Raw genomic sequence first — 21,733 nt, forward strand, 5'->3', positions numbered from 1 at the left:
GGGCAAAAGAGGTGAAAGAGTAATGAAAGAAGCTATTCATCCGACATACTATCAAACGACGGTTACTTGCGCATGCGGTAATACGTTTGAAACGGGATCCATCAAGCAAAACCTCCGTGTGGAGATTTGCTCCGCTTGCCATCCGTTCTTTACCGGTAAGCAGAAATTCGTGGATGCCGGCGGTCGCGTAGATAAATTCAAGAAGAAATACGGCATTTAATTTTTGTCAGATTCTATACAGCATGAAGCGTGCCTCCTGTGGCTATTCTAAGATTACGTATCTTAGTGCTGCAGGAGGTGTTTTTTTATGAAGAAAAGAATCTTTTTCCTTGCCGCGGTATGGCTGCTGGCGGTTTCTGTTGCGACGGCTTGCGGAGGAGCCGCCAATACTCGGCAGGAAGTGAGGACGCATAGCAGAGACGGTTTGCTGGGGATTACGGAAGTGAATCCTAACATGCCGTTAAGCAAGACCTACCGGACATACTCCGATGATGTTCGTGTGATGGAGGCTGCTATTAAAGAGCGGTTCCCGATGGTTACGAACACAACGATCACTCTTAATGGGCCTGTAGCCCATGTACTGCTCAATGTGCCTGCCGGAACAAGCGCGGAAGAAATTGCCCGGATCAAGCACGAGGCGCAGGCTGTTTTGGCCGCTGCCTCTCCGAGATACAATATAGATGCTGACGTTTCTGCCAAATAACTCCCTCCAGGTTGATATTTTTGATGGGATCGACTATACTTATCTATGCCGTGCTAGACGGGGAGGTAGCGGTGCCCTGTAACCCGCAATCCGCTGTAGCGGGGTCGAACGCCTAATCGCGGTATTGCGATGTGAGGGTTGGGTTTTAAAGTCGGTGTTGAGAGTCGGGTCCTTCGCAATGGATGCCCGTGAACCCGGTCAGGTCCGGAAGGAAGCAGCCGTAAGCGGGATGGTTCATGTGCCGAAGGGTGGCCTAACTTGAGTCGATGATAAAAATTCCACTTGGATCGTAATATCAAGGTAGGTGCACGGTTTTTCTTTTCTTAATGTACAGTAAAATACAGTGAACAAAGGAAATACACCGTATGGGAAGCCTCTTAGGCTTATCCATTCGGTGTTTTTTTGCGTCGGCCGCTCATTATTTTCTCCCCGGAATGCTCGAGTAAGAAGTTTTCTTAAAAAAGGGGAGGAAAATGAAAAAAATAGGAGAATTGTATACTAAAGTTAACTGGGCCGGCAAGAACGTACAAACCATACGGCGTTGTGCGATGGGCTTTCGTAGAGAAAAACAGGGGGGAGAGAATTGCGTTGCAGCATGAATTAAATTTGCTCCAGCGATTTGCGGGTACGTTCTTAAAAGATGTCAATTTGGGAGTTATGCTGATCAATACGGATTTTGAGCTTATTGATATTAGCGACATGGCCTGTCGTGTACTCGGTTTAGACAGAGAACAGGTTCTCCAGTTGCCAATGGAACAGGTGTTTGCTGATTTGCCGGCAGAACACCAACTGGTGCAAAGAAGCATTTTGGATGGCATGGTCGTACGCAATCACGCTCTGTCATGGACTAATAACCAGGAAAGGTACGAGCTGCTTGTCGATTCGAATGTGTTAAGAGATGAGGAAAGCCGGGTCGTAGGGGCTTACATCATTTTTAAAGACGTTACGAATCTTCGTTCCCTGGAGGAACAGGTACAGCGAAGCGACCGCTTGGCCATGATCGGCCAGATAGCAGCGGGTACCGCGCATGAAATCCGGAATCCGCTAACTTCCATTAAAGGGTTCCTTCAGGTTATTCGAAAAACGCTTCAGGATCAGGGGTTGGAGAAGGAAAGCGGTTATACGGAAGTGATGCTGCAGGAAATCAACCGGATTAATGAACTGGTCAACGAATTTTTGCTGCTGAGTAAACCGAAGAACGTTACATACGATAAGGTCGATGTGTCTCAAGTGCTGCGTGACATTTTGCCGATCATCAACAATGAAGCGATTTTGCACCGGGTTGTTGTACAGTACGAAGCCATGTACGACCTTCCTCTGGTTGTCGCCGATCGTGAAATGCTCAAGCAGGTGTTTCTTAACATATGCAAGAACGGAATCGAAGCTATGGGAGATGGAGGTTTTTTAACGATAACGGAAAAGGCGGATGTGGAGGAACGGAAAGTCAATATCATTATCCATGATACGGGTCCCGGAATTCCGATGTATGTGGTGGATAAAATATTCGATCCGTTTTTTACAACGAAAGTGGAAGGAACGGGTCTGGGTTTATCCGTCTGCCAGCGCATCATCCATGATATAGGGGGGCATATCCGAGTTTCCTCCAAAGGCTTCGGAACCACGTTTACCGTGAGCATTCCTTTCCCGTAAGGCTATGAACTTCAAACCTGCTCTTAAGTGTAGTATAATGGACTGAATAAACGAACATTTGGAGAGGGCAAGATGGCACATATCGCCTTATACCGAACATGGAGGCCCCAATCCTTTAAGGATATGGTAGGCCAGAAGCATATTGTCCAAACCTTACAAAATTCGCTTCGCGAAGGACGTTTCAGTCACGCTTATTTATTCAGCGGTCCCCGTGGGACGGGCAAGACCAGTGCGGCCAAAATATTGGCTAAAGCCGTTAACTGCCAGAACGGTCCGGCAGTGGAGCCTTGCAATCAATGTGAGGCCTGCCTACGGATTACCGAAGGAGCCGTAATGGATGTCGTGGAAATTGATGCGGCTTCCAACCGCGGGGTCGAGGAAATACGCGACATTCGCGATAAGGTAAAATATGCGCCTACCGAGGTACGTCAAAAGGTGTACATCATTGACGAGGTGCATATGCTGACTACAGAGGCTTTCAATGCGCTGCTCAAGACATTGGAAGAACCGCCCGGCCATGTGATGTTTATTTTGGCAACGACGGAACCGCATCGTATTCCTGCAACGATTATATCCCGCTGTCAGCGGTTTGATTTCCGCCGCGTAGCGCTTGATGAACAAGTGGAGCGTCTTCGCGAGGTTTGTTCGAACGAACAAATAGAGATCGATGAGGACGCGTTGGCATTCATTGCCCGGCTCTCCGATGGAGGCATGCGCGATGCGCTCAGTTTGTTGGACCAGATCATCGCTTTTTCCGGACAGCGGGTAAGTTACGAGGACGTGCTTTCCATTACGGGGGGGATGGCGTCCGATCAATTCGAGAAGCTCGTTACCGCCATTCAGGACAAAGACTTCGGCGCTGCGCTGCGATTGATCGATGACTTTATGCAAGAAGGCAAAAGTGCGGACAAGTGTATGGAAAACTTGATTTACTACTTCCGTGACTTGCTGATGGTGAAGATGGTGCCGGGGTCAGGGGCGGTCACGGAACGCATCGTGGATGTGAAGAGGTTTTCCGAGGTGGCTCAGCGGTTTACAAGCGAAAGTCTGATTGCCATGATCGATACGCTTAACTATTATCAGACGGAAATGAAATATTCCGTGCAGCCTCAGACGCTGCTTGAAGTGGCCGTAATGAAGCTTTGTACTCAGGTTGGCGGTCCGGTCGCGGGTTCCGCTTCCGTTGTGCAGGCTGCGCCTGAACGGCAAGACGGTCTGGTTGTCCAGTTAATGGGCCGCATTCAGCGGTTGGAAGACCAGCTTGCCCAACTGATGAAACAGGGAATCGCTCCTGCCGGAGGCAGTCCTGCGCCAAGCGGCAGAGCGGGATTAGGCGGCACTGGCCGACAAGCCTCTGCGCCGGCAGTAGTGAAGAAAATCGAAAAGCTGGATGCTTTCCTGCAAGGGAGAGAAGATGCCGCTTTCCGAGGCGTGCTGCAGCAGTGGAGTCAAGTGCTCGGTCGGGTGAAGGAGCTCAAAATTACCGTGCACGCTTGGCTGGTAGACGGGGAGCCGGTTTCCATCCATGACGGCCGATTGTTAGTCGCATTCAAAAGCGCCATGCATCGGGAAACGACGGAAAAGCCTGCGAACAAACAATTGATCGAGCAGGTCATGAATGAAGTGCTCGGCCAGCCGTACCGGCTTGTCACGGTGATGATGAAGGACTGGAAAGCCGCATCCGATCAGGCTGGGGGTGCCGAAGCGCCGAAAGAGGAGCTGCAGCTCGTTGCAGATGATGAACAATCCGGCGGCGGCAGGGAAGCATGGATTGATGAGGCCATACAATTGTTTGGCGAAGAATTGGTAAAAATAAAAGAAGACTAATATGTGAACGCGAGGAGTGTATTTCATAATGAACAATATGAACCAAATGATGAAGCAAGTGAAAAAAATGCAGGAGCAAATGCTGAAGGCCCAGGAAGAGCTGGCGAACAAAACGTTCGAGGGCACGGCCGGCGGCGGTGTGGTTAGCGTAACGGTCAACGGACATAAAAAGGTAACTTCCGTTGTGATCAAGCCGGAAGCTGTGGACCCGGACGATGTTGAAATGCTGCAGGATTTGGTGCTTGCCGCTACGAATGACGCCATGCTGAAAGCGGAAGAATCGGCCGGTAAAGAAATGTCCAAACTAACCGGCGGTCTGAACATTCCGGGATTATTCTAAACGGAGACCGGATCATCATTAGCCGCGCGAGGCTAAAGAGGCCTCTAAGTTTAACGTGTGAGGAGCTAATCGCTTGTTTTATCCCGAACCATTAGCCAAGCTGATCGATTCGTTCTCCCGGCTTCCGGGCGTCGGACCCAAGACGGCGGGGCGCCTGGCGTTTCATGTGCTGCGAATGAAGGAAGACGATGTCATCGATTTTGCCAAAGCACTCGTAAATGTCAAAAGGAATCTGCACTATTGTTCGGTCTGCTGCAATATTACCGACACGGATCCGTGCCGTATTTGTCAGGACAAGAGCCGCGACGCCTCAACGATTTGCGTGGTGCAGGAGCCCAAAGATTTGGTAGCCATGGAGCGGACGAAAGAGTACAACGGGTATTATCATGTTCTTCATGGAGCGATTTCGCCTATGGAAGGCATCGGGCCTGATGAGATCCGGATTGCCGATTTATTGAAACGCTTAAGCGATGAGCGTGTTCAGGAGCTTATTCTGGCCACGAATCCGAATATTGAAGGTGAAGCAACCGCAATGTACTTGTCTCGGCTGGTCCGTCCCTTTGGGCTGAAAGTGACACGAATTGCACACGGTCTGCCGGTCGGCGGGGATTTGGAGTATGCCGACGAAGTCACATTAACCAAAGCGCTTGAAGGGCGCAGGGAATTACTATGAAATAGATTGTTTCTCCAAGAGGTCCTGCCCGGGTTACGGCTGATTTGAGCCGCGTTGCCGGGGAGGGCTTTTTTTGGTTCTATTCGGGTTCTGTTCTTTATATGTATGTAATGTATGGGACGAACCTGGAGAAACCAAGGAGGCGGAGATATGAAACAGTGGATTTTGAAACTGTGGAAAAGAAAGGAGAGGAAAAGAGAAGACGCGATACAAAACGATAGGCTTTTGCTTGTACAGGAAATACGCAAAGCGCATCTGGAATGGGAAACGGCGCAGAAGCGGTTTGATTACGTTATAGAAAAGGAACAGATCGATTACGCTGTGTTTGCTTTGGAGACTGCCGAAAAAAGGTTTGAGATGCTAATCAGGCAAGCCAAAAATATGAGAATCTCACCGAATGAAGTATGGTCCAGCTTTGTATTGGAGGAGTCTTCATGAAGCCTTATATATTGTGGGGGGTTTTTCTCCTGTCCGGCGGGTTGCTTGGTTTCTTATTGATGAGAAATCGGTTTGCTTTTCAGTGGCTGGGCAAAATATGCCTGCATCTTGCTTTTGCTTGCATCATGTTGTATATTGTTAATCTGTTCAGTTCGTATACCCACCTGGAACTTCCGCTTAATACGGTAACTGTGGGTATGGTCAGCATTCTTGGGCTTCCGGGACTGGCTGTTCTTGCCGCTTTGAAGCTGTGGGTATTGTGAGACAGACGGAAATAATATTCCGCAAAAAAAAGCTTGCATTGAATTGGGCCGATATGATATATTAATCAAGTCGCCGCTAAATAAGGTGACAACAAACGACAAAAGATTTCAATCGATTTTGTCGAAAGAAATTGCCCTTTGAAAACTGAACAACGAGTGAGTGTAAAGATAGAGAATCGAGAGATTCTCGCCAGTAGTAGATGTATGAGCTAATCAGCTTTTCTTTGATGGAGAGTTTGATCCTGGCTCAGGACGAACGCTGGCGGCGTGCCTAATACATGCAAGTCGAGCGCTAGGGGTGCACCCTTACGGGAGCCCCCTGGAGCGGCGGACGGGTGAGTAACACGTAGGCAACCTGCCTGTAAGACCGGGATAACTACCGGAAACGGTAGCTAAGACCGGATAGGTGGTTTCTCCGCATGGAGGGATCAAGAAACACGGTGCAAGCTGTGGCTTACAGATGGGCCTGCGGCGCATTAGCTAGTTGGTGGGGTAACGGCTCACCAAGGCGACGATGCGTAGCCGACCTGAGAGGGTGATCGGCCACACTGGGACTGAGACACGGCCCAGACTCCTACGGGAGGCAGCAGTAGGGAATCTTCCGCAATGGACGCAAGTCTGACGGAGCAACGCCGCGTGAGTGAAGAAGGTTTTCGGATCGTAAAGCTCTGTTGCCAAGGAAGAACGCCTTGGGGAGTCACTGCCCTGAGGGTGACGGTACTTGAGAAGAAAGCCCCGGCTAACTACGTGCCAGCAGCCGCGGTAATACGTAGGGGGCAAGCGTTGTCCGGAATTATTGGGCGTAAAGCGCGCGCAGGCGGCCGCTTAAGTTTGGTGTATAAGCCCGGGGCTCAACCCCGGATCGCACCGAAAACTGGGTGGCTTGAGTGCAGGAGAGGAAAGCGGAATTCCACGTGTAGCGGTGAAATGCGTAGAGATGTGGAGGAACACCAGTGGCGAAGGCGGCTTTCTGGACTGTAACTGACGCTGAGGCGCGAAAGCGTGGGGAGCAAACAGGATTAGATACCCTGGTAGTCCACGCCGTAAACGATGAGTGCTAGGTGTTAGGGGTTTCGATACCCTTGGTGCCGAAGTCAACACAATAAGCACTCCGCCTGGGGAGTACGCTCGCAAGAGTGAAACTCAAAGGAATTGACGGGGACCCGCACAAGCAGTGGAGTATGTGGTTTAATTCGAAGCAACGCGAAGAACCTTACCAGGTCTTGACATCCCTCTGACCGGTACAGAGATGTACCTTTCCTTCGGGACAGAGGAGACAGGTGGTGCATGGTTGTCGTCAGCTCGTGTCGTGAGATGTTGGGTTAAGTCCCGCAACGAGCGCAACCCTTGAGCTTAGTTGCCAGCATTAAGTTGGGCACTCTAAGTTGACTGCCGGTGACAAACCGGAGGAAGGTGGGGATGACGTCAAATCATCATGCCCCTTATGACCTGGGCTACACACGTACTACAATGGCCGGTACAACGGGAAGCGAAGGAGCGATCCGGAGCGAATCCTTATAAGCCGGTCTCAGTTCGGATTGCAGGCTGCAACTCGCCTGCATGAAGTCGGAATTGCTAGTAATCGCGGATCAGCATGCCGCGGTGAATACGTTCCCGGGTCTTGTACACACCGCCCGTCACACCACGAGAGTTTACAACACCCGAAGTCGGTGGGGTAACCGCAAGGAGCCAGCCGCCGAAGGTGGGGTAGATGATTGGGGTGAAGTCGTAACAAGGTAGCCGTATCGGAAGGTGCGGCTGGATCACCTCCTTTCTATGGAGTCCATGCTGACGGTAGGTCAGCGGACAAATCTGCAACGTAAGTTGCAACGGCACTCACTCGTGTTCAGTTTTGAAAGGTGCAATGCCTTTCGATCGTTTGGTGATGATGGCGGAAGGGAACCACACGTACCCATACCGAACACGACCGTTAAGCCTTCCAGCGTCGATGGTACTTGGACCGCAGGGTCCCGGGAGAGTAGAACGTCGCCAAGCGAATCCACTTTAAGTGGATTTTTTAATCCTATAAAGCTGTGAGGGCCCTTAGCTCAGCTGGTTAGAGCGCACCCCTGATAAGGGTGAGGTCGGTGGTTCGAGTCCACTAGGGCCCACCATTAAACTTCATAGTGGTGGTCATGGGGCCATAGCTCAGCTGGGAGAGCGCCTGCCTTGCAAGCAGGAGGTCAGCGGTTCGATCCCGCTTGGCTCCACCATTCAATGTTTGTTCCTTGAAAACTGGATATCGAAACAAAGCAAAATGCTGAATCATCCCGCTGCGATTTTCGTAAGAAAATCGTCAGCAGCCGATACGTAAGTGTCGGTACCGAATAACCAAATTGGTTAAGCTAATAAGAGCACACGGAGGATGCCTAGGCGCCAGGAGCCGATGAAGGACGTGGCGAACGACGAAATGCCTCGGGGAGCCGTAAGCAGGCTTTGATCCGGGGATGTCCGAATGGGGAAACCTGCGTATCGTAATAGATACGTACCATGCAGTGAATACATAGCTGCATTGGAGGCAGACGAGGGGAACTGAAACATCTAAGTACCCTCAGGAAAAGAAAACAAAAGTGATTCCGTCAGTAGCGGCGAGCGAAAGCGGATTAGCCCAAACCAGGGGGCTTGCCCTCTGGGGTTGTGGGACGTCAACGTGGGTTGAGCAGAGTAGGTGAAGCGGTCTGGAAAGGCCGGCCAGAGAAGGTAACAGCCCTGTAGCCGAAATTCTGCGAAAGCCCTAGACGGATCCCGAGTACCGCGAGACACGTGAAACCTCGTGGGAATCCGGCAGGACCATCTGCCAAGGCTAAATACTCCCTGGCGACCGATAGTGAAGCAGTACCGTGAGGGAAAGGTGAAAAGAACCGCGGGAGCGGAGTGAAAGAGAACCTGAAACCGTGTGCTTACAAGAAGTCAGAGCCCGTTAAAGGGTGATGGCGTGCCTTTTGTAGAATGAACCGGCGAGTTACGTTTGCAAGCGAGGTTAAGGTGAGAAGCCGAAGCCGCAGCGAAAGCGAGTCTGAACAGGGCGAATGAGTTTGCAGGCGTAGACCCGAAACCGTGTGATCTACCCCTGTCCAGGGTGAAGGTGCGGTAACACGCACTGGAGGCCCGAACCCACGAATGTTGAAAAATTCGGGGATGAGGTGGGGGTAGCGGAGAAATTCCAATCGAACTCGGAGATAGCTGGTTCTCCCCGAAATAGCTTTAGGGCTAGCCTCGGGAGATGCGTCGTGGAGGTAAAGCACTGATTGGGTGCGGGGCCCGCCAAGGGTTACCAAGTCCAGTCAAACTCTGAATGCCACAGACGTTATCCCGGGAGTCAGACAGTGAGTGCTAAGATCCATTGTCAAGAGGGAAACAGCCCAGATCATCAGCTAAGGTCCCCAAGTGTGTGTTAAGTGGGAAAGGATGTGGAGTTGCGCAGACAACCAGGATGTTGGCTTAGAAGCAGCCACCATTCAAAGAGTGCGTAATAGCTCACTGGTCGAGTGACTCTGCGCCGAAAATGTAACGGGGCTAAACACACCACCGAAGCTATGGCTAGATATGATATATCTGGGGTAGGGGAGCGTTGTAACAGCGTAGAAGGTTGATCGTGAGGACAGCTGGAGCGGTTACAAGTGAGAATGCCGGTATGAGTAACGAAAAGATCAGTGAGAATCTGATCCGCCGAAAGCCTAAGGGTTCCTGAGGAAGGTTCGTCCGCTCAGGGTAAGTCGGGACCTAAGGCGAGGCCGAAAGGCGTAGTCGAAGGACAACAGGTTGAAATTCCTGTACCACCGTGAACCGTTATGAGCGATGGGGTGACGCAGAAGGATAGTGACGCGAGCTGATGGATGCTCGTCCAAGCAGTGAGGCTGGTGTGCAGGCAAATCCGCACATCGAAAGGCTGGGCTGTGATGGGGAGGGAAAATTGGAGTACCGAAGGTCATGAGTTCAGGCTGCCAAGAAAAGCCTCTAGCCAGGGAGAAGGTGCCCGTACCGCAAACCGACACAGGTAGGCGAGCAGAGGATGCTAAGGCGCGCGGAAGAACTCTCGTTAAGGAACTCGGCAAAATGACCCCGTAACTTCGGGAGAAGGGGTGCCCCGGTAGGGTGAATAGCCCGAGGGGGCCGCAGTGAAAAGGCCCAAGCGACTGTTTAGCAAAAACACAGGTCTGTGCGAAGCCGCAAGGCGAAGTATACGGGCTGACGCCTGCCCGGTGCTGGAAGGTTAAGGGGAGCGGTTAGGGGTAACCCGAAGCTGTGAACCGAAGCCCCAGTAAACGGCGGCCGTAACTATAACGGTCCTAAGGTAGCGAAATTCCTTGTCAGGTAAATTCTGACCCGCACGAATGGCGTAACGACTTGGGCGCTGTCTCGACGAGAGATCCGGTGAAATTTTAATACCTGTGAAGATGCAGGTTACCCGCGACAAGACGGAAAGACCCCATGGAGCTTTACTGCAGCTTGATATTGGACTTTGGTACGATCTGTACAGGATAGGTGGGAGCCTGGGAAGCATGAGCGCCAGCTTGTGTGGAGGCGACGTTGGGATACCACCCTGATCGTATCGGAGTTCTAACCTGGTGCCCTAAGCGGGTATGGGGACAGTGTCAGGTGGGCAGTTTGACTGGGGCGGTCGCCTCCTAAAGCGTAACGGAGGCGCCCCAAGGTTCCCTCAGAATGGTTGGAAATCATTCGCAGAGTGCAAAGGCAAAAGGGAGCTTGACTGCGAGACAAACAGGTCGAGCAGGGACGAAAGTCGGGCTTAGTGATCCGGTGGTACCGAATGGAAGGGCCATCGCTCAACGGATAAAAGCTACCCTGGGGATAACAGGCTTATCTCCCCCAAGAGTCCACATCGACGGGGAGGTTTGGCACCTCGATGTCGGCTCATCGCATCCTGGGGCTGAAGTAGGTCCCAAGGGTTGGGCTGTTCGCCCATTAAAGCGGTACGCGAGCTGGGTTCAGAACGTCGTGAGACAGTTCGGTCCCTATCTGTCGCGGGCGCAGGAAATTTGAGAGGAGCTGTCCTTAGTACGAGAGGACCGGGATGGACGTACCGCTGGTGTACCAGTTGTCTCGCCAGAGGCACGGCTGGATAGCCAAGTACGGAAGGGATAAGCGCTGAAAGCATCTAAGCGTGAAGCCCCCCTCAAGATGAGATTTCCCAGTATGTAAGACCCCTTGTAGACGACGAGGTAGATAGGTTCGGGGTGGAAGCACGGCAACGTGTGGAGCTGACGAATACTAATCGGTCGAGGGCTTATCCAAAAAGCACATGAAGATGATCAGCGGCTTGGTTTCGATCCAGTTTTCAGGGCGCAAGCGAAAAGCCATCGTTCAAATCACGAACGTTGGCTTTTTTTAATTCACTTATATCCAAAGGCCTAATGATATGGCTAAGGCGAACATCCCGCTATTGGGCATAGCAGGACGTGTCGTTATCATTAAGTTTCAAGTACCCGTTGGATCGATGTTTACGAAGCAGGAATAGCAGAAGGAGACGGGGAAGCAATAGCCAGATATGGATGAACAGCAGGTAAACCAAATACATAGGTGACATCCAGGGATAGAAGCATCCTATAATAATAAACACGATCCACAATGTGTGCAGATGAAGCCGGCAGGCTTTGGCCAATGCAATATAGCTGTCGGGGACGTATCCCAGCCAAGGGAATCGCATAGACCACTTCCAAGTTTTGGGCGCATATCTTTCTTTGGTCCGGAGCAGCAATTGAATGATAAAAGCGTGAAGGACGGGGACAACGACAATACCTGACAAGACGGCTGCGGGGTGAATCAGAAAAAAAGACAGCAGCGGAATAATGGCCGCAACAGGCCAGAACATATATGCAAAAAAAGGTTTATAATGTATCCTTTTGAGCAGACGATAGTGATAGATGGTTGAATCTTTGGACAAGCTTCTTTCATTAGGTTTATTGTAAGTATTCAAGGTCTGCATCCACCTGTCTATCGTATGAGCATTTTGCAAAAATCTGAGCCCTTATGGCACAAGGATTTCTGAACATAAAAAAGGGACTTCACCCCAACTTGGAGAAGTTTTTCGGTGACCAAACCCAAAACTTCAAGAATGGAGGAAGTCACCTTGTATATTCTCCAAGAAAGTCTGTTTTCCTTCGAGGAACTGCAAAAACTTGAATCCAAAGAACGATTGCCTATCTTTTTCAGCGCTCTTGACCTACGTCCTTACGCCAAAGAACTGAGAAGCCGTTCACCCCGTGGCGCTGACGGTCACTGCAGACAAGGAATTCTTCGGGCTTTGCTTGCAGCTCCGCTTGAGAATATCAGTACGTTCACTGGCCTACATCGTCGGCTGGATATGGATCTTCGTTTTCGCTATCAATGCGGACTTCGGCTTGATCGGAAAGCTCCTTCCGTGGCAACGTTGAGCCGCGTCTTTGCCGAGCTTACGAGCAAAGACCTGGCCAAGCGACTTTTTGAGGATCTGGTCACACGCTGCAAGCAAGAAGGCATCGTCGATGGAAGTCATGTGGCCATCGATAGTGCCGCGATCCATGCCTACGAGAAGAAACAGCCGAAACGTAAAAGCGAGCTCACAGGCAATGCAAACTGGGGTGCCAAGTTCGACTCCTTCGGCAATAAGGTGAAGTGGTTTGGCTACAAGCTTCATCTCGCCGTCGATACCAAAAGCGAACTGCCGATGGCGCTCGCCGTGACACCGGCTCATGTCCATGACGGCGATATGGCGCCAGATCTGATGGAACAAGTCGCGGCAAAAACCAAAGTCAGCTTCTTTGTCCTCGATGCTGGGTACGACCAACTAAAAAACTATGAGGCAGCCCGGAATTTGAAAGCACAGGCGATCATCCCGATGAATCTTCGCAATGAGAAAGAGCCGCCTGCCGGCATGACATCAAACGGAACGCCTTGCTGCTCCATGGGTTTTCCGATGACCTATTGGGGAGCGGATGGCGATGTTCTGAAATTCCGCTGTCCCCATGCTACAGGCAAGGTAGACTGCCCGCTCGGAATGGCCGCTTGTTCGTCTTCCAATTATGGGATGGTCGTTAAGGTGGATACAACCAGTGATCTGCGCCGCTACTCCACACCGCATCGGGAGAGCAAGCGTTGGAAAGAACTGTACAACGAAAGAACTAGCGTGGAACGATGCAATTCCCGCTTGAAAACCTATCTAACTGCCGATGCGATGCACGTTTGGGGAATTCGGAAAGTCACAACGCACCAGTACCTTAACGCCATTGTATTGCTGGCTTCTGCACTAGCCATGGTTAAGCATTCAAGCAAAGCCGCAGCTTAAATTTTTCGGCATAGACGAAAATTCTGCAGGTCTGCCCATTTTTCGAAAATGCTGTTGCCTCACGATACTTAAACCCATAACTGTCTACGAAAATCTGTTGTCGATTCTCAAAAAGAGGAATTATGCAAAATGCTCGTATAATAAATCCAATACATATATCGGTAAGCTATAGTTAAATTATAAGGCAATACGCACAGGATAAGCATCGTTTACATAAAAATACTTCAGGACGGTTTATTCTTGAGAGAATCGGACATACTGATAGATAAAAGAATAGAGGTGATTGAAATGGGCGATGCGCTGCAGCACGAATGTACAGGACCCTGCATCATCTGCGGACTCTCTAAGGAACAAGGCATCATGATTATATCCGAATTTATATGTGACGATTGTGAGAAAGAGATGGTCAGAACGGATGTAAGCGACCCTAAATATCCTTTTTTCATACATCAGATGAAACAAATTATTTATAAAAAAATGCGTGAACCTTTGCGCGAACCGGCTCATTTTATCTTGAACAAGGATGGAAGCGGGCTTTTTTGTTTGGTACAATACGTGTATTATCGGTTTGTGAAATGAGGATGTTCATGGGATTACATCATAGAGCACCGCTCTTCGAGAAGCTTGCCGCACATGCGCAAAGAAACGCGGTAAGCCTTCATGTACCAGGCCACAAATCCAGGTCAAAGGCATATTCAGGCGCTTGGGGACATTACGGCAGCGTACTGAACATCGATCTGACGGAAATTCCCGGACTGGATGATCTGCACCATCCGGAAGAGGCGATCAAAGAAGCTCAAGAATTGGCCGCGGATTGCTTTGGAGCGGAAGAAACGTTATTTCTTGTGGGCGGAAGTACGGCTGGAAATCTGGCGATGATCATGTCCGCATGCCGCCCCGGGGATCTTCTGCTTGTGCAGAGAGATGTACACAAATCGGTCATTCACGGGCTTACGCTGGCGGGAGCGCAGGCCGTTTTTATTACGCCCCAATGCGAGCGGCATTCCGGATTGACCATCGGACTTCGTGTCCCAGACGTGGAAGAAGCTCTGAAGCGCTATCCTGAGGCGAAAGGGCTGTTTGTTACGAATCCAAGCTATTACGGAATGGCGGCAGACCTTACTTCTCTGGCTCAGTTGCTGCATGGCCAAGGAAAGCTTCTGCTCGTAGATGAAGCGCATGGCGCTCATTTTGGCTTTCATCCGGCCTTGCCGTCATCGGCGCTGGCCGCGGGCGCGGATGCGGTGGTGCAGTCTACTCACAAAATGCTGACCGCCATGACCATGGGGGCCATGCTGCATGTGCAGGGTGAACGGCTTAACCGTCGTTTACTTCGGAAAGCGCTCGCCATGCTGCAGAGTTCGAGTCCTTCTTATCCGATTATGGCGAGTCTTGATGTAAGCCGGCGGTTGCTGGCGGAGCAGGGGACGGAGCTTCTGGAGCACGGACTGCAGATAATGAACGAGATTCGCAAGCGCCTCGCCGCGCAGCCACGTTGGAAGCTGTGGACGATGCCGGAGAGCCTACGATCCGGGAACAGCTATAAACAAGATCCTTTCAAAATCGTGCTCAGCGATGCAAAAAATAGACTTTCAGGCTATTCCTTAAAGGAGCAGTTGGAGCTTCGTGGCTGTTATCCGGAATTGGCCGACCCGGAGCATGTGCTATGTGTATTCAGTATAGCCAGTACGCTCCGCGACGGGGAGCGTCTTATAGAAGCGCTCGCCGACATCGACAAGGCTGCAGGAGACTCACCTTCATCGGAATTGGTTTGTACCAATGCGGAGAGCGAGGTATTGGAGGGGAGCATCTCTGAGCCTGTGTCTTTCGGTTGGGGACAGGAACATCATCATTCTTGTGAGGTTGACATGCTGCCGGTGGCCGAATGCGCAGGCCGTAGAGCGGCGGAAATGATCGTTCCCTACCCTCCGGGTATTCCGGTGTTGTATCCGGGAGAGAGGATTACGAAACAAGTGGCGGCCTACTTGGAGCGGCTTACGGTTTTCGGTTCCCGGTTTCACGGGTATGATGTGGCAAAATCCGGAAGAGTGCCGGTATATCAAGCTGGGGAATAAGGAGACGGGAACGTGAGACAAGGTTTTTTATAACGGTGGAAGGCGGCGAGGGGGCCGGGAAAACCTCGGCGATCGGCGTGATTATAGATCAGGCAGCGGAGCATGGCTATGAGGTGGTATCGACTCGTGAACCGGGGGGAATTCCTATCGCGGAACATATCCGAGCGGTGATATTGGACAAAAGCCACACGGCTATGGATGCCCGTACCGAGGCGCTGCTTTATGCGGCGGCACGACGTCAGCATTTGACAGAAAAGGTCATTCCGGCTCTCCAAGCAGGTAAGGTGGTCATATGCGACCGGTTTATCGACAGCAGTTTGGCTTACCAAGGGTATGCCCGGGGGCTCGGAATAGATGATGTGCTGGCGATTAATCGATTCGCGATCGGAGAGTGGATGCCGGACCTTACTTTATTCATGGATGTGAGTCCGGAAACGGGGCTTGCCCGGATTCATGCAGATCAAGGGCGGGAGATCAACCGGCTTGATTTGGAATCCATGTCTTTTCACCATAAGGTCAGGGAAGGTTATCTGCAGCTGCTGGAGCGATTTCCGGATCGGATGATAAGATTGGATGCAGAGCAAGAGCTGGATGCCGTACTCCGCGAGCTGAAACAAATCGTGAACCAATATCTCCCCAGAAGAGTATAATAAAACTGAAATAATATAAAATCGAGCCTATATTATATAATAGAAGGAATTGTTCAACCTCTTGTCTAATTATAAATGTAGGGACGCGGATCATTCATTTGGCAAAGGAGGCTGGATGTATGAAATTGGTTATAGCCGTTGTGCAGGACAAAGACAGCAATCGCTTGTCCAACGCATTGATTAAAGAAGGCTTTCGCGCTACGAAATTGGCAAGTACAGGCGGATTCTTACGTGCGGGAAACACGACGTTCATCATCGGTACGGAAGACGAACGGGTGAATGAAGCGCTGCAGATCATTAAAGAGAACTGCAAGATCAGGGAACAGGTGGTCACCCCGGTATCTCCGATGGGAGGAACAACGGATTCATACATTCCTTTCCCGGTCGAAGTTCAGGTGGGCGGAGCCGCGGTATTCGTGCTTCCGGTCGAACAATTTGAGCATTTTTAAGGAAAAAGGATGCGGACGATGTGAAAATTAACCCGGGCTGGCGGCCTTTCGGTAAAGAAATTATACGAGGCGAGAACAATTCGTCTCAGCAGCTTCAGCAAAAGTCGTTTAGCGATATGATGCAGCAGCAGGACCAAAGAGCTACCCGGGAGCAGCTTCAACGTATTTTGCAGCAAATTGAACACCAGGGGCAGCGGCTTGCCAAATCGATGACCGTCCGCGAGCTGCGGCAGTATAAGCTGCTGGTCAAGCAGTTTCTCGAGGAAACCGCGCGCCGCGGCGTACAGCTCCGTGAGACGCGAGGGTGGGATCGGCGAGGCAGAGGTAAACGGTATAAGCTTCTGGAGGAAATTGATCGGGAACTGCTTGGATTGGCCGAGGAGATGCTGGATAGTGAGCAAGGACGTATTGAGTTGCTCCGCAAAGTCGGTGAAATTCGCGGCATCCTGATCAATTTGTCTTTTTAGATCGGGGCTGCTCATCATAATGGCCTTGATAGAGGTTTTCTTATAACGGAAAGGAATAGAGACAGTCATGTCTTTTCAATCCATAGCAGGACAGGAACGTGTAAAACGTATTTTACAAAACAGTCTTCGAACGGATAAAATATCGCATGCCTATATTTTCACGGGGCCGTCCGGAACGGGACGAAGGGCGATGGCCAAAGCTTTTGCGCAAGCAATTTATTGTAAGGTGCTGCCCGATGATGCCTGCGGTGAATGCTTGGACTGCCGCAAGGTACTGCATGGAAATCATCCTGATTTGCACGAGGTGAAGCCGGAGGGGGCCTCGATTAAGATTGAGCAGATCCGGGAGCTTCAAAAACAATTCGCTTACCGTGCCTCGGCTTCCGGAATCAAGATGTATATTATTGAGGAAGCCGAAAAAATGACGGTTCAGGCTGCGAACAGCTTGCTTAAATTTTTGGAAGAACCCGTATCCCAGGTTGTGGCCATTCTGATCACGGATAATGGACAAGCCCTGCTTCCGACAATCCGCTCCAGATCACAATGGATTCCCTTTGTGCCGATCGGCCGGAGTGAAATGCAAAAGGCGCTGCTTCAAGAAGGGCACCCGGCTGTCCTGGTGCAAGCCGCTGTGCATATGGCGGCGGGAACGGAAGCGGCTCGCGGGTTGATTCAAGGAAATGGGTTTGCAGAACTTCGAAATCTAGTGATACAATTAGTAAGGGAAAGTTTGACCCGGCTGCCCGCCGCTCTGCTGACCGCACAGCAGAAGCTGACGAAGGGCGAATTTTCCGAACAACTGCCAAAATTTATGGATATGCTTATTTTGTGGCTCAAGGATATGGTACAGCTTAGCTTGGGCAATAAGGACGGACTGATTTATTCCGATCAGGCCGATTGGATGTCGAAGCAAGCTTTGTCTTACCCGATCGAGCATTGGATCTACTGTCTCGAGCAGGCGGTAGAGACGCAGAAACGATTGCGGTTTCATGCCAATCCCCAGCTGGCGCTGGAAAATATATTTATGAAGCTTAAGGGGGTGTAGGATTGTTCTCCGTAGTAGGTGTTCGCTTCAAAAAAGCGGGTAAAATTTATTACTTTGACCCAAGTGATCTTCCGGTCGACCAAGATAGCGCCGTGATCGTAGAAACGGCTCGCGGTGTTGAATACGGTAAGGTTGTGATCGGTCGCAGGACGGTTGGAGAGTCCGATGTGGTTCTTCCGCTGAAGAAGGTTATCCGCATCGCTGACCATCAGGATGCCAAGCTGGTAGAGGATAACAAGCAGGCGGCCAATAATGCATTTACCATTTGCCAGGAAAAGATTAAGGATCATCAGCTTCGTATGAAACTGGTGGATGTTGAATATACATTTGACCGAAACAAAATAATTTTTTATTTTACGGCGGAAGGACGAGTTGATTTCCGAGAGCTGGTGAAGGATTTGGCCGGGATTTTCCGGACACGCATCGAGCTTCGCCAGATCGGTGTCAGGGACGAAGCCAAAATGCTGGGCGGCATCGGACCATGCGGACGCATCCTGTGCTGCTCTTCTTTCTTGGGGGATTTTGAGCCGGTGTCGATCAAAATGGCTAAAGATCAAAACTTATCGCTCAACCCGACGAAAATATCCGGTCTTTGCGGACGATTAATGTGCTGCTTGAAATATGAGCATGATAATTATGAAAGTGCCAAGGACGACCTGCCCCGTGTCGGCAGTGAAGTGATTACATCGTTCGGAAACGGAAGGCTGATCTCCTTAAATGTGTCCGAACGTATGGCTAAAGTACAGATTTTTGAACTCAAAAAGTGATGGATCTTCCTTTGGATGATGTGGTGGAGCAGCTCTAAGCTATTCGCTGCTTCCGCGGCTTGGGGTGAAGAAAGAGTGAATAAAAGGGATATATTCGTACAAATCGAACAGTTGGAAGAGCAAACGGGTGTTGTGCATTCCGAGCTCGGATCTTTGAAGCGGCAAATTATTGAGCTGCTTGAGGAAAACAAGCGGCTGAGCATTGAGAATCAGCAGCTGCGCAAGCTGTTAAAGAAAGAGACGGAGCCGATCACTCCTGCTCTTCTGGCGGTAGGTAAAGTCGCTGACGCAAGTACGGATCCTGCGGCCGCCTCCGTTTTAGTCAAGGAGCCTACCGGTGAAGGCTATGACAATCTGGCCCGCATCTATCATGAAGGATTCCACATTTGTAACGTGAATTACGGGCATTTGCGAACGGAAGGCGATTGTCTGTTTTGCATGTCATTTTTGAATAAATAAAAGCGAACCGTAGGGAGGATGGACTTCTCTACGGTTTTTTTGAAGGAAAGAGGAATTTTGTGTTGGAACAAGTACCGGTATATGAATATGAAAGGGTCGACGATTTATTAACCCAACAGCTGAAAATCATTCAAAGCGATGAAGTATTCAGCTTCTCCATGGATGCAGTTCTGTTGGCGAGGTTTTGTTCTGTTCCGCATACGGGCAGCATTGTCGATCTGTGTTCAGGCAATGGGGTTATACCGCTGCTGCTGACGACGCGAACCCGTGGAACGATTATCGGGGTGGAGATTCAAGAGCGTCTGGCCGATATGGGGAAACGGAATGTGCTGCTCAACGGATTGGAAAAACAAATTACGATGATCCATGGTGATTTGCGTGATGCCCCTGATCAGCTTGGCCATGGGCAATTTGATCTGGTGACCGTGAATCCGCCTTATCTGCCCGTTCCCAATGGGGAACAGAATGTGAATGCTCATGTCGCCGCAGCCCGGCACGAGGTGTACTGCACACTGGATGATGTCGTGCGGGTAAGCAGCCGGCTCGTTCGCAGCGGCGGTCGGGTAGCGATGGTGCATAGGCCAAGCCGGTTGGTTGATATTTGCTGCACTATGCGAAAATACCGGTTGGAACCCAAACGCATACGTTTTGTTCATCCGCGGGCAAACGCGGAGGCCAACATGGTGCTGATCGAAGCGCTGCGTGATGGCAAGCCGGAAGTGCGCATGCTTCCGCCGCTGATTGTGTACAAGAACGAAAAGGAATACACCGACGAACTGTTCGAAGTGTACTATGGCCGTCGAGATAAACTTGCTTATACAGAGAACATATATAATAGAAGGAATAGATCAACTTGAACATTCAAAAGAGTTACCATGATGCTGGAGAGCAGCGCGGAAAACTGTATTTGGTTGGGACGCCGATCGGCAATCTGGAGGATATGACGTACCGGGCGGTTCGCGTACTGCGGGAAGTTCAATGGATTGCCGCTGAAGATACCCGGCAAACCCGTAAGCTGCTCACGCATTTCGACATTGCCACGCGGATGGTCAGCTACCACGAACACAATAAGCATGCGAGCGGACCGGAGCTGGTGCGGCTAATGCAGGCGGGCGATTCCATCGCGCTGGTCAGTGATGCAGGGCTTCCGGCCATTTGCGATCCCGGGGCAGATTTGGTAAGGCTTGCGATTGACGCTGAAATCGACGTTATCCCGGTTCCCGGTGCTAATGCGGCTCTCTCCGCGCTCATCATGTCCGGGTTACCGACTGAGCGCTTTACCTTTGTCGGTTTTCTGCCGCGAGACAAGAAGCCGCTGGAAAAGGAGCTTAAAGCGCTAAAGCGTGAGCCGGGCACGGTACTCTGCTATGAATCGCCTCATCGGCTGGTAAAAACGTTAACCGCCATGTCGGAAATCCTTGGCGAGGACCATGAAATTTGTCTTATCCGGGAACTAACCAAAAAGTATGAGGAAGCCGTTCGAGGTACGATCCGGGAATGCTTGGCTCATTTGGACGAGCACCCGCCCCAAGGCGAGTATTGCCTTGTTATTCGCGGCAGCAACGGCGAAAGCTCTGCTGAGTCGGATGATGATGCCGCATGGTGGACTGGCTTGACGCCGCAGGAGCATGTAGCGCGGTACGAGGCTGAGGGCTTCGACCATAAGGAAGCGCTGAGACGCGCCGCCCAAGACCGCGGCGTCCCGAAGCGCGAGCTATACAATCTGCTTCACCAGGGCAACTGATTTTTAGTTTTGCTTTTTGGTTTGTGGGTTTTGTTGTTGTGGTTGACCTTGCCTTTGATCTTGCGATGCTGCCTTGGCAGCGAGCTCACTTTGCCCGAACAAGAGCTGTCGAGGCTTGCCTCGGGTGCGTCCCCACGGCGGTCAGTCGCTCCAAAAAACACCCAAAGTCCGCACATGCACTCCAACGGAAGAACGCCGCAATCAAGCGTGTGCCCGATCACCTCATCCAAGAGGTGATTCCGAACGTTAGCGCTCCTCCCGCCCAAACGTCCATCAAGGCCCCGAGCGGGGTCCAGGGGCAGCCGCCCATGGGGTCCCCCTTGGAAGGAGGATTTAGGGGGTTGATTAAAAAAAGAACCCTAATTCGAGGAAACCACGAATCGGGGTTATAGAGGAGATATGAAAAAGGTTAGAATTACCTTAGATAAAATTGCTATCTTCATTATACCTTATTTTTTTTATTTTGTCACAGGTATTGGCATTTCAGATAAACATTCATGACAGACAATTTTCCCTTTGAAATAAGAGACGTTCTCAGCATTGCCGCAGAAGATACAGGCCGGCTCATATTTCTTCAACATAATGCGCTCTCCGTCTACGTAAATTTCAAGAGCATCTTTTTCGCCAATGCCTAGCGTTCTGCGAAGTTCGATAGGAATAACGACACGACCCAGCTCATCAACTTTTCTTACGATACCTGTAGATTTCATCATAATAAAAATTCCCCTCTCCTAGAAGTATAAGTAAGAAGCATTTTGGAAGAAAATTAATCGTCATGATTCGACATAATTCTTTACGAATATGATACCAACCATTCCAAAAATAGTCAACTAAAAATTGAGTCAATTTCATGTTATTTTATGGAATATGACGCTGTATTTGTTATATCTTAAAGAAA

At 50.6% G+C, this 21,733-nt stretch carries 19 protein-coding genes, 2 tRNA genes, 3 rRNA genes, 1 other RNA gene and 2 pseudogenes; 25 read left to right on the plus strand and 2 right to left on the minus strand.

The window, feature by feature from the left end; translation table 11 throughout:
- Nucleotides 1-22: 22 nt before the first annotated feature.
- The 14 genes from rpmE to EXW96_RS19510 all read left to right on the plus strand — a co-directional run bounded on the left by rpmE (nucleotide 23) and on the right by EXW96_RS19510 (nucleotide 11,150).
- Nucleotides 23-220 carry a 50S ribosomal protein L31 gene (gene rpmE, locus EXW96_RS19445; RefSeq protein WP_054817048.1) on the plus strand — a complete coding sequence of 66 codons (198 nt, stop codon included), beginning with the start codon at nucleotides 23-25 and terminating at the stop codon, nucleotides 218-220.
- Nucleotides 221-307: 87 nt separating this feature from the next.
- Nucleotides 308-703 (plus strand): hypothetical protein, encoded by a 396-nt coding sequence (locus EXW96_RS19450; RefSeq protein WP_174351218.1) that lies wholly within the window; start codon nucleotides 308-310, stop codon nucleotides 701-703.
- A gap of 48 nt (nucleotides 704-751) precedes the next feature.
- An RNA gene (gene ffs, locus EXW96_RS19455) (signal recognition particle sRNA large type) lies at nucleotides 752-1,015 on the plus strand.
- A 276-nt stretch (nucleotides 1,016-1,291) separates the two neighbouring features.
- Complete coding sequence (locus tag EXW96_RS19460; RefSeq protein ID WP_062410311.1) at nucleotides 1,292-2,353, plus strand: ATP-binding protein; 1,062 nt, start codon at nucleotides 1,292-1,294, stop codon at nucleotides 2,351-2,353.
- 72 nt (nucleotides 2,354-2,425) lie between these two features.
- A complete protein-coding gene (dnaX, locus tag EXW96_RS19465) occupies nucleotides 2,426-4,180 on the plus strand; it encodes a DNA polymerase III subunit gamma/tau (protein WP_174351219.1) in 1,755 nt (584 codons plus the stop codon).
- Between the two features lie 28 nt (nucleotides 4,181-4,208).
- Nucleotides 4,209-4,520 (plus strand): YbaB/EbfC family nucleoid-associated protein, encoded by a 312-nt coding sequence (locus EXW96_RS19470; RefSeq protein WP_062410313.1) that lies wholly within the window; start codon nucleotides 4,209-4,211, stop codon nucleotides 4,518-4,520.
- A 73-nt stretch (nucleotides 4,521-4,593) separates the two neighbouring features.
- Nucleotides 4,594-5,193 carry a recombination mediator RecR gene (recR, locus tag EXW96_RS19475; RefSeq protein ID WP_174351220.1) on the plus strand — a complete coding sequence of 200 codons (600 nt, stop codon included), beginning with the start codon at nucleotides 4,594-4,596 and terminating at the stop codon, nucleotides 5,191-5,193.
- A gap of 150 nt (nucleotides 5,194-5,343) precedes the next feature.
- The gene (locus EXW96_RS19480) at nucleotides 5,344-5,631 is read left to right on the plus strand and encodes a DUF2508 family protein (protein WP_062410315.1); all 288 of its coding nucleotides are present in this window, start codon (nucleotides 5,344-5,346) and stop codon (nucleotides 5,629-5,631) included.
- On the plus strand, nucleotides 5,628-5,894 hold the full coding sequence (locus tag EXW96_RS19485) for a pro-sigmaK processing inhibitor BofA family protein (protein WP_054817050.1): 267 nt from the start codon (nucleotides 5,628-5,630) through the stop codon (nucleotides 5,892-5,894). Before EXW96_RS19480 ends, EXW96_RS19485 begins: the two co-directional genes overlap by 4 nt.
- Before the next feature lie 224 nt (nucleotides 5,895-6,118).
- Nucleotides 6,119-7,668 (plus strand): 16S ribosomal RNA (locus EXW96_RS19490).
- Between the two features lie 104 nt (nucleotides 7,669-7,772).
- Nucleotides 7,773-7,889, plus strand: a 5S ribosomal RNA gene (gene rrf, locus EXW96_RS19495).
- 42 nt (nucleotides 7,890-7,931) lie between these two features.
- Nucleotides 7,932-8,008: transfer RNA gene (locus tag EXW96_RS19500), tRNA-Ile, on the plus strand.
- Between the two features lie 23 nt (nucleotides 8,009-8,031).
- Nucleotides 8,032-8,107: transfer RNA gene (locus EXW96_RS19505), tRNA-Ala, on the plus strand.
- Nucleotides 8,108-8,232: 125 nt separating this feature from the next.
- Nucleotides 8,233-11,150: ribosomal RNA gene (locus EXW96_RS19510) — 23S ribosomal RNA — on the plus strand.
- The 16S, 23S and 5S rRNA genes sit together here with 2 tRNA genes alongside, the layout of an rRNA operon.
- Nucleotides 11,151-11,295: 145 nt before the next feature.
- Here EXW96_RS19510 and EXW96_RS19515 read toward each other — a convergent pair.
- Nucleotides 11,296-11,832 (minus strand): hypothetical protein, encoded by a 537-nt coding sequence (locus EXW96_RS19515; protein WP_174351221.1) that lies wholly within the window; start codon nucleotides 11,830-11,832, stop codon nucleotides 11,296-11,298.
- A 153-nt stretch (nucleotides 11,833-11,985) separates the two neighbouring features.
- Here EXW96_RS19515 and EXW96_RS19520 point away from each other — a divergent pair, with 153 nt between their 5' ends.
- From EXW96_RS19520 to rsmI, 11 genes and pseudogenes are all read left to right on the plus strand, one after another.
- Nucleotides 11,986-13,179 (plus strand): transposase, encoded by a 1,194-nt coding sequence (locus EXW96_RS19520; protein WP_174350067.1) that lies wholly within the window; start codon nucleotides 11,986-11,988, stop codon nucleotides 13,177-13,179.
- Nucleotides 13,180-13,467: 288 nt separating this feature from the next.
- Nucleotides 13,468-13,656 (plus strand): annotated as a pseudogene (locus tag EXW96_RS27735) (sigma factor G inhibitor Gin); the annotation flags it as partial.
- A gap of 110 nt (nucleotides 13,657-13,766) precedes the next feature.
- Entirely contained in the window at nucleotides 13,767-15,254 is a 1,488-nt protein-coding gene (locus EXW96_RS19530; protein WP_174351222.1) for an aminotransferase class I/II-fold pyridoxal phosphate-dependent enzyme, read from the plus strand.
- A gap of 35 nt (nucleotides 15,255-15,289) precedes the next feature.
- A complete protein-coding gene (gene tmk / locus EXW96_RS19535; RefSeq protein ID WP_174351223.1) occupies nucleotides 15,290-15,904 on the plus strand; it encodes a dTMP kinase in 615 nt (204 codons plus the stop codon).
- Between the two features lie 119 nt (nucleotides 15,905-16,023).
- Nucleotides 16,024-16,353: a cyclic-di-AMP receptor gene (locus EXW96_RS19540; protein WP_062410320.1), complete on the plus strand. Its 330-nt coding sequence runs from the start codon at nucleotides 16,024-16,026 to the stop codon at nucleotides 16,351-16,353.
- Nucleotides 16,354-16,373: 20 nt separating this feature from the next.
- On the plus strand, nucleotides 16,374-16,820 hold the full coding sequence (locus tag EXW96_RS19545; RefSeq protein ID WP_174351224.1) for a YaaR family protein: 447 nt from the start codon (nucleotides 16,374-16,376) through the stop codon (nucleotides 16,818-16,820).
- Between the two features lie 67 nt (nucleotides 16,821-16,887).
- Nucleotides 16,888-17,865 carry a DNA polymerase III subunit delta' gene (holB, locus tag EXW96_RS19550; RefSeq protein WP_174351225.1) on the plus strand — a complete coding sequence of 326 codons (978 nt, stop codon included), beginning with the start codon at nucleotides 16,888-16,890 and terminating at the stop codon, nucleotides 17,863-17,865.
- A gap of 2 nt (nucleotides 17,866-17,867) precedes the next feature.
- Nucleotides 17,868-18,670: pseudogene (locus EXW96_RS19555) on the plus strand (PSP1 domain-containing protein).
- Nucleotides 18,671-18,707: 37 nt separating this feature from the next.
- Complete coding sequence (locus tag EXW96_RS19560) at nucleotides 18,708-19,091, plus strand: initiation-control protein YabA (protein ID WP_054819630.1); 384 nt, start codon at nucleotides 18,708-18,710, stop codon at nucleotides 19,089-19,091.
- Nucleotides 19,092-19,153: 62 nt separating this feature from the next.
- The gene (locus EXW96_RS19565; protein ID WP_174351226.1) at nucleotides 19,154-19,948 is read left to right on the plus strand and encodes a tRNA1(Val) (adenine(37)-N6)-methyltransferase; all 795 of its coding nucleotides are present in this window, start codon (nucleotides 19,154-19,156) and stop codon (nucleotides 19,946-19,948) included.
- Nucleotides 19,939-20,835, plus strand: coding sequence for a 16S rRNA (cytidine(1402)-2'-O)-methyltransferase (gene rsmI / locus EXW96_RS19570; RefSeq protein WP_171006035.1), 897 nt, complete (start codon nucleotides 19,939-19,941; stop codon nucleotides 20,833-20,835). Before EXW96_RS19565 ends, rsmI begins: the two co-directional genes overlap by 10 nt.
- Nucleotides 20,836-21,293: 458 nt before the next feature.
- On the opposite strand, the gene EXW96_RS19575 is transcribed toward rsmI, so the two are convergent.
- Nucleotides 21,294-21,548: an AbrB/MazE/SpoVT family DNA-binding domain-containing protein gene (locus tag EXW96_RS19575; RefSeq protein ID WP_010501678.1), complete on the minus strand. Its 255-nt coding sequence runs from the start codon at nucleotides 21,546-21,548 to the stop codon at nucleotides 21,294-21,296.
- Nucleotides 21,549-21,733 lie beyond the last annotated feature (185 nt).

Origin of the sequence: Paenibacillus sp. JMULE4, assembly GCF_013337105.1 — a bacterium.
In the GTDB taxonomy this organism is placed as follows: Bacteria; Bacillota; Bacilli; order Paenibacillales; family NBRC-103111; genus Paenibacillus_G; species Paenibacillus_G naphthalenovorans.

Bases quoted from the DNA above. Each gene is read 5' to 3' on its own strand.
- rpmE (WP_054817048.1), top strand. From the start codon at position 23: ATGAAAGAAGCTATTCATCCGACATACTATCAAACGACGGTTACTTGC.
- EXW96_RS19450 (WP_174351218.1), top strand. From the start codon at position 308: ATGAAGAAAAGAATCTTTTTCCTTGCCGCGGTATGGCTGCTGGCGGTT.
- dnaX (WP_174351219.1), top strand. From the start codon at position 2,426: ATGGCACATATCGCCTTATACCGAACATGGAGGCCCCAATCCTTTAAG.
- EXW96_RS19470 (WP_062410313.1), top strand. From the start codon at position 4,209: ATGAACAATATGAACCAAATGATGAAGCAAGTGAAAAAAATGCAGGAG.
- EXW96_RS19480 (WP_062410315.1), top strand. From the start codon at position 5,344: ATGAAACAGTGGATTTTGAAACTGTGGAAAAGAAAGGAGAGGAAAAGA.
- EXW96_RS19485 (WP_054817050.1), top strand. From the start codon at position 5,628: ATGAAGCCTTATATATTGTGGGGGGTTTTTCTCCTGTCCGGCGGGTTG.
- EXW96_RS19530 (WP_174351222.1), top strand. From the start codon at position 13,767: ATGGGATTACATCATAGAGCACCGCTCTTCGAGAAGCTTGCCGCACAT.
- EXW96_RS19540 (WP_062410320.1), top strand. From the start codon at position 16,024: ATGAAATTGGTTATAGCCGTTGTGCAGGACAAAGACAGCAATCGCTTG.
- holB (WP_174351225.1), top strand. From the start codon at position 16,888: ATGTCTTTTCAATCCATAGCAGGACAGGAACGTGTAAAACGTATTTTA.
- EXW96_RS19575 (WP_010501678.1), bottom strand. From the start codon at position 21,548: ATGATGAAATCTACAGGTATCGTAAGAAAAGTTGATGAGCTGGGTCGT.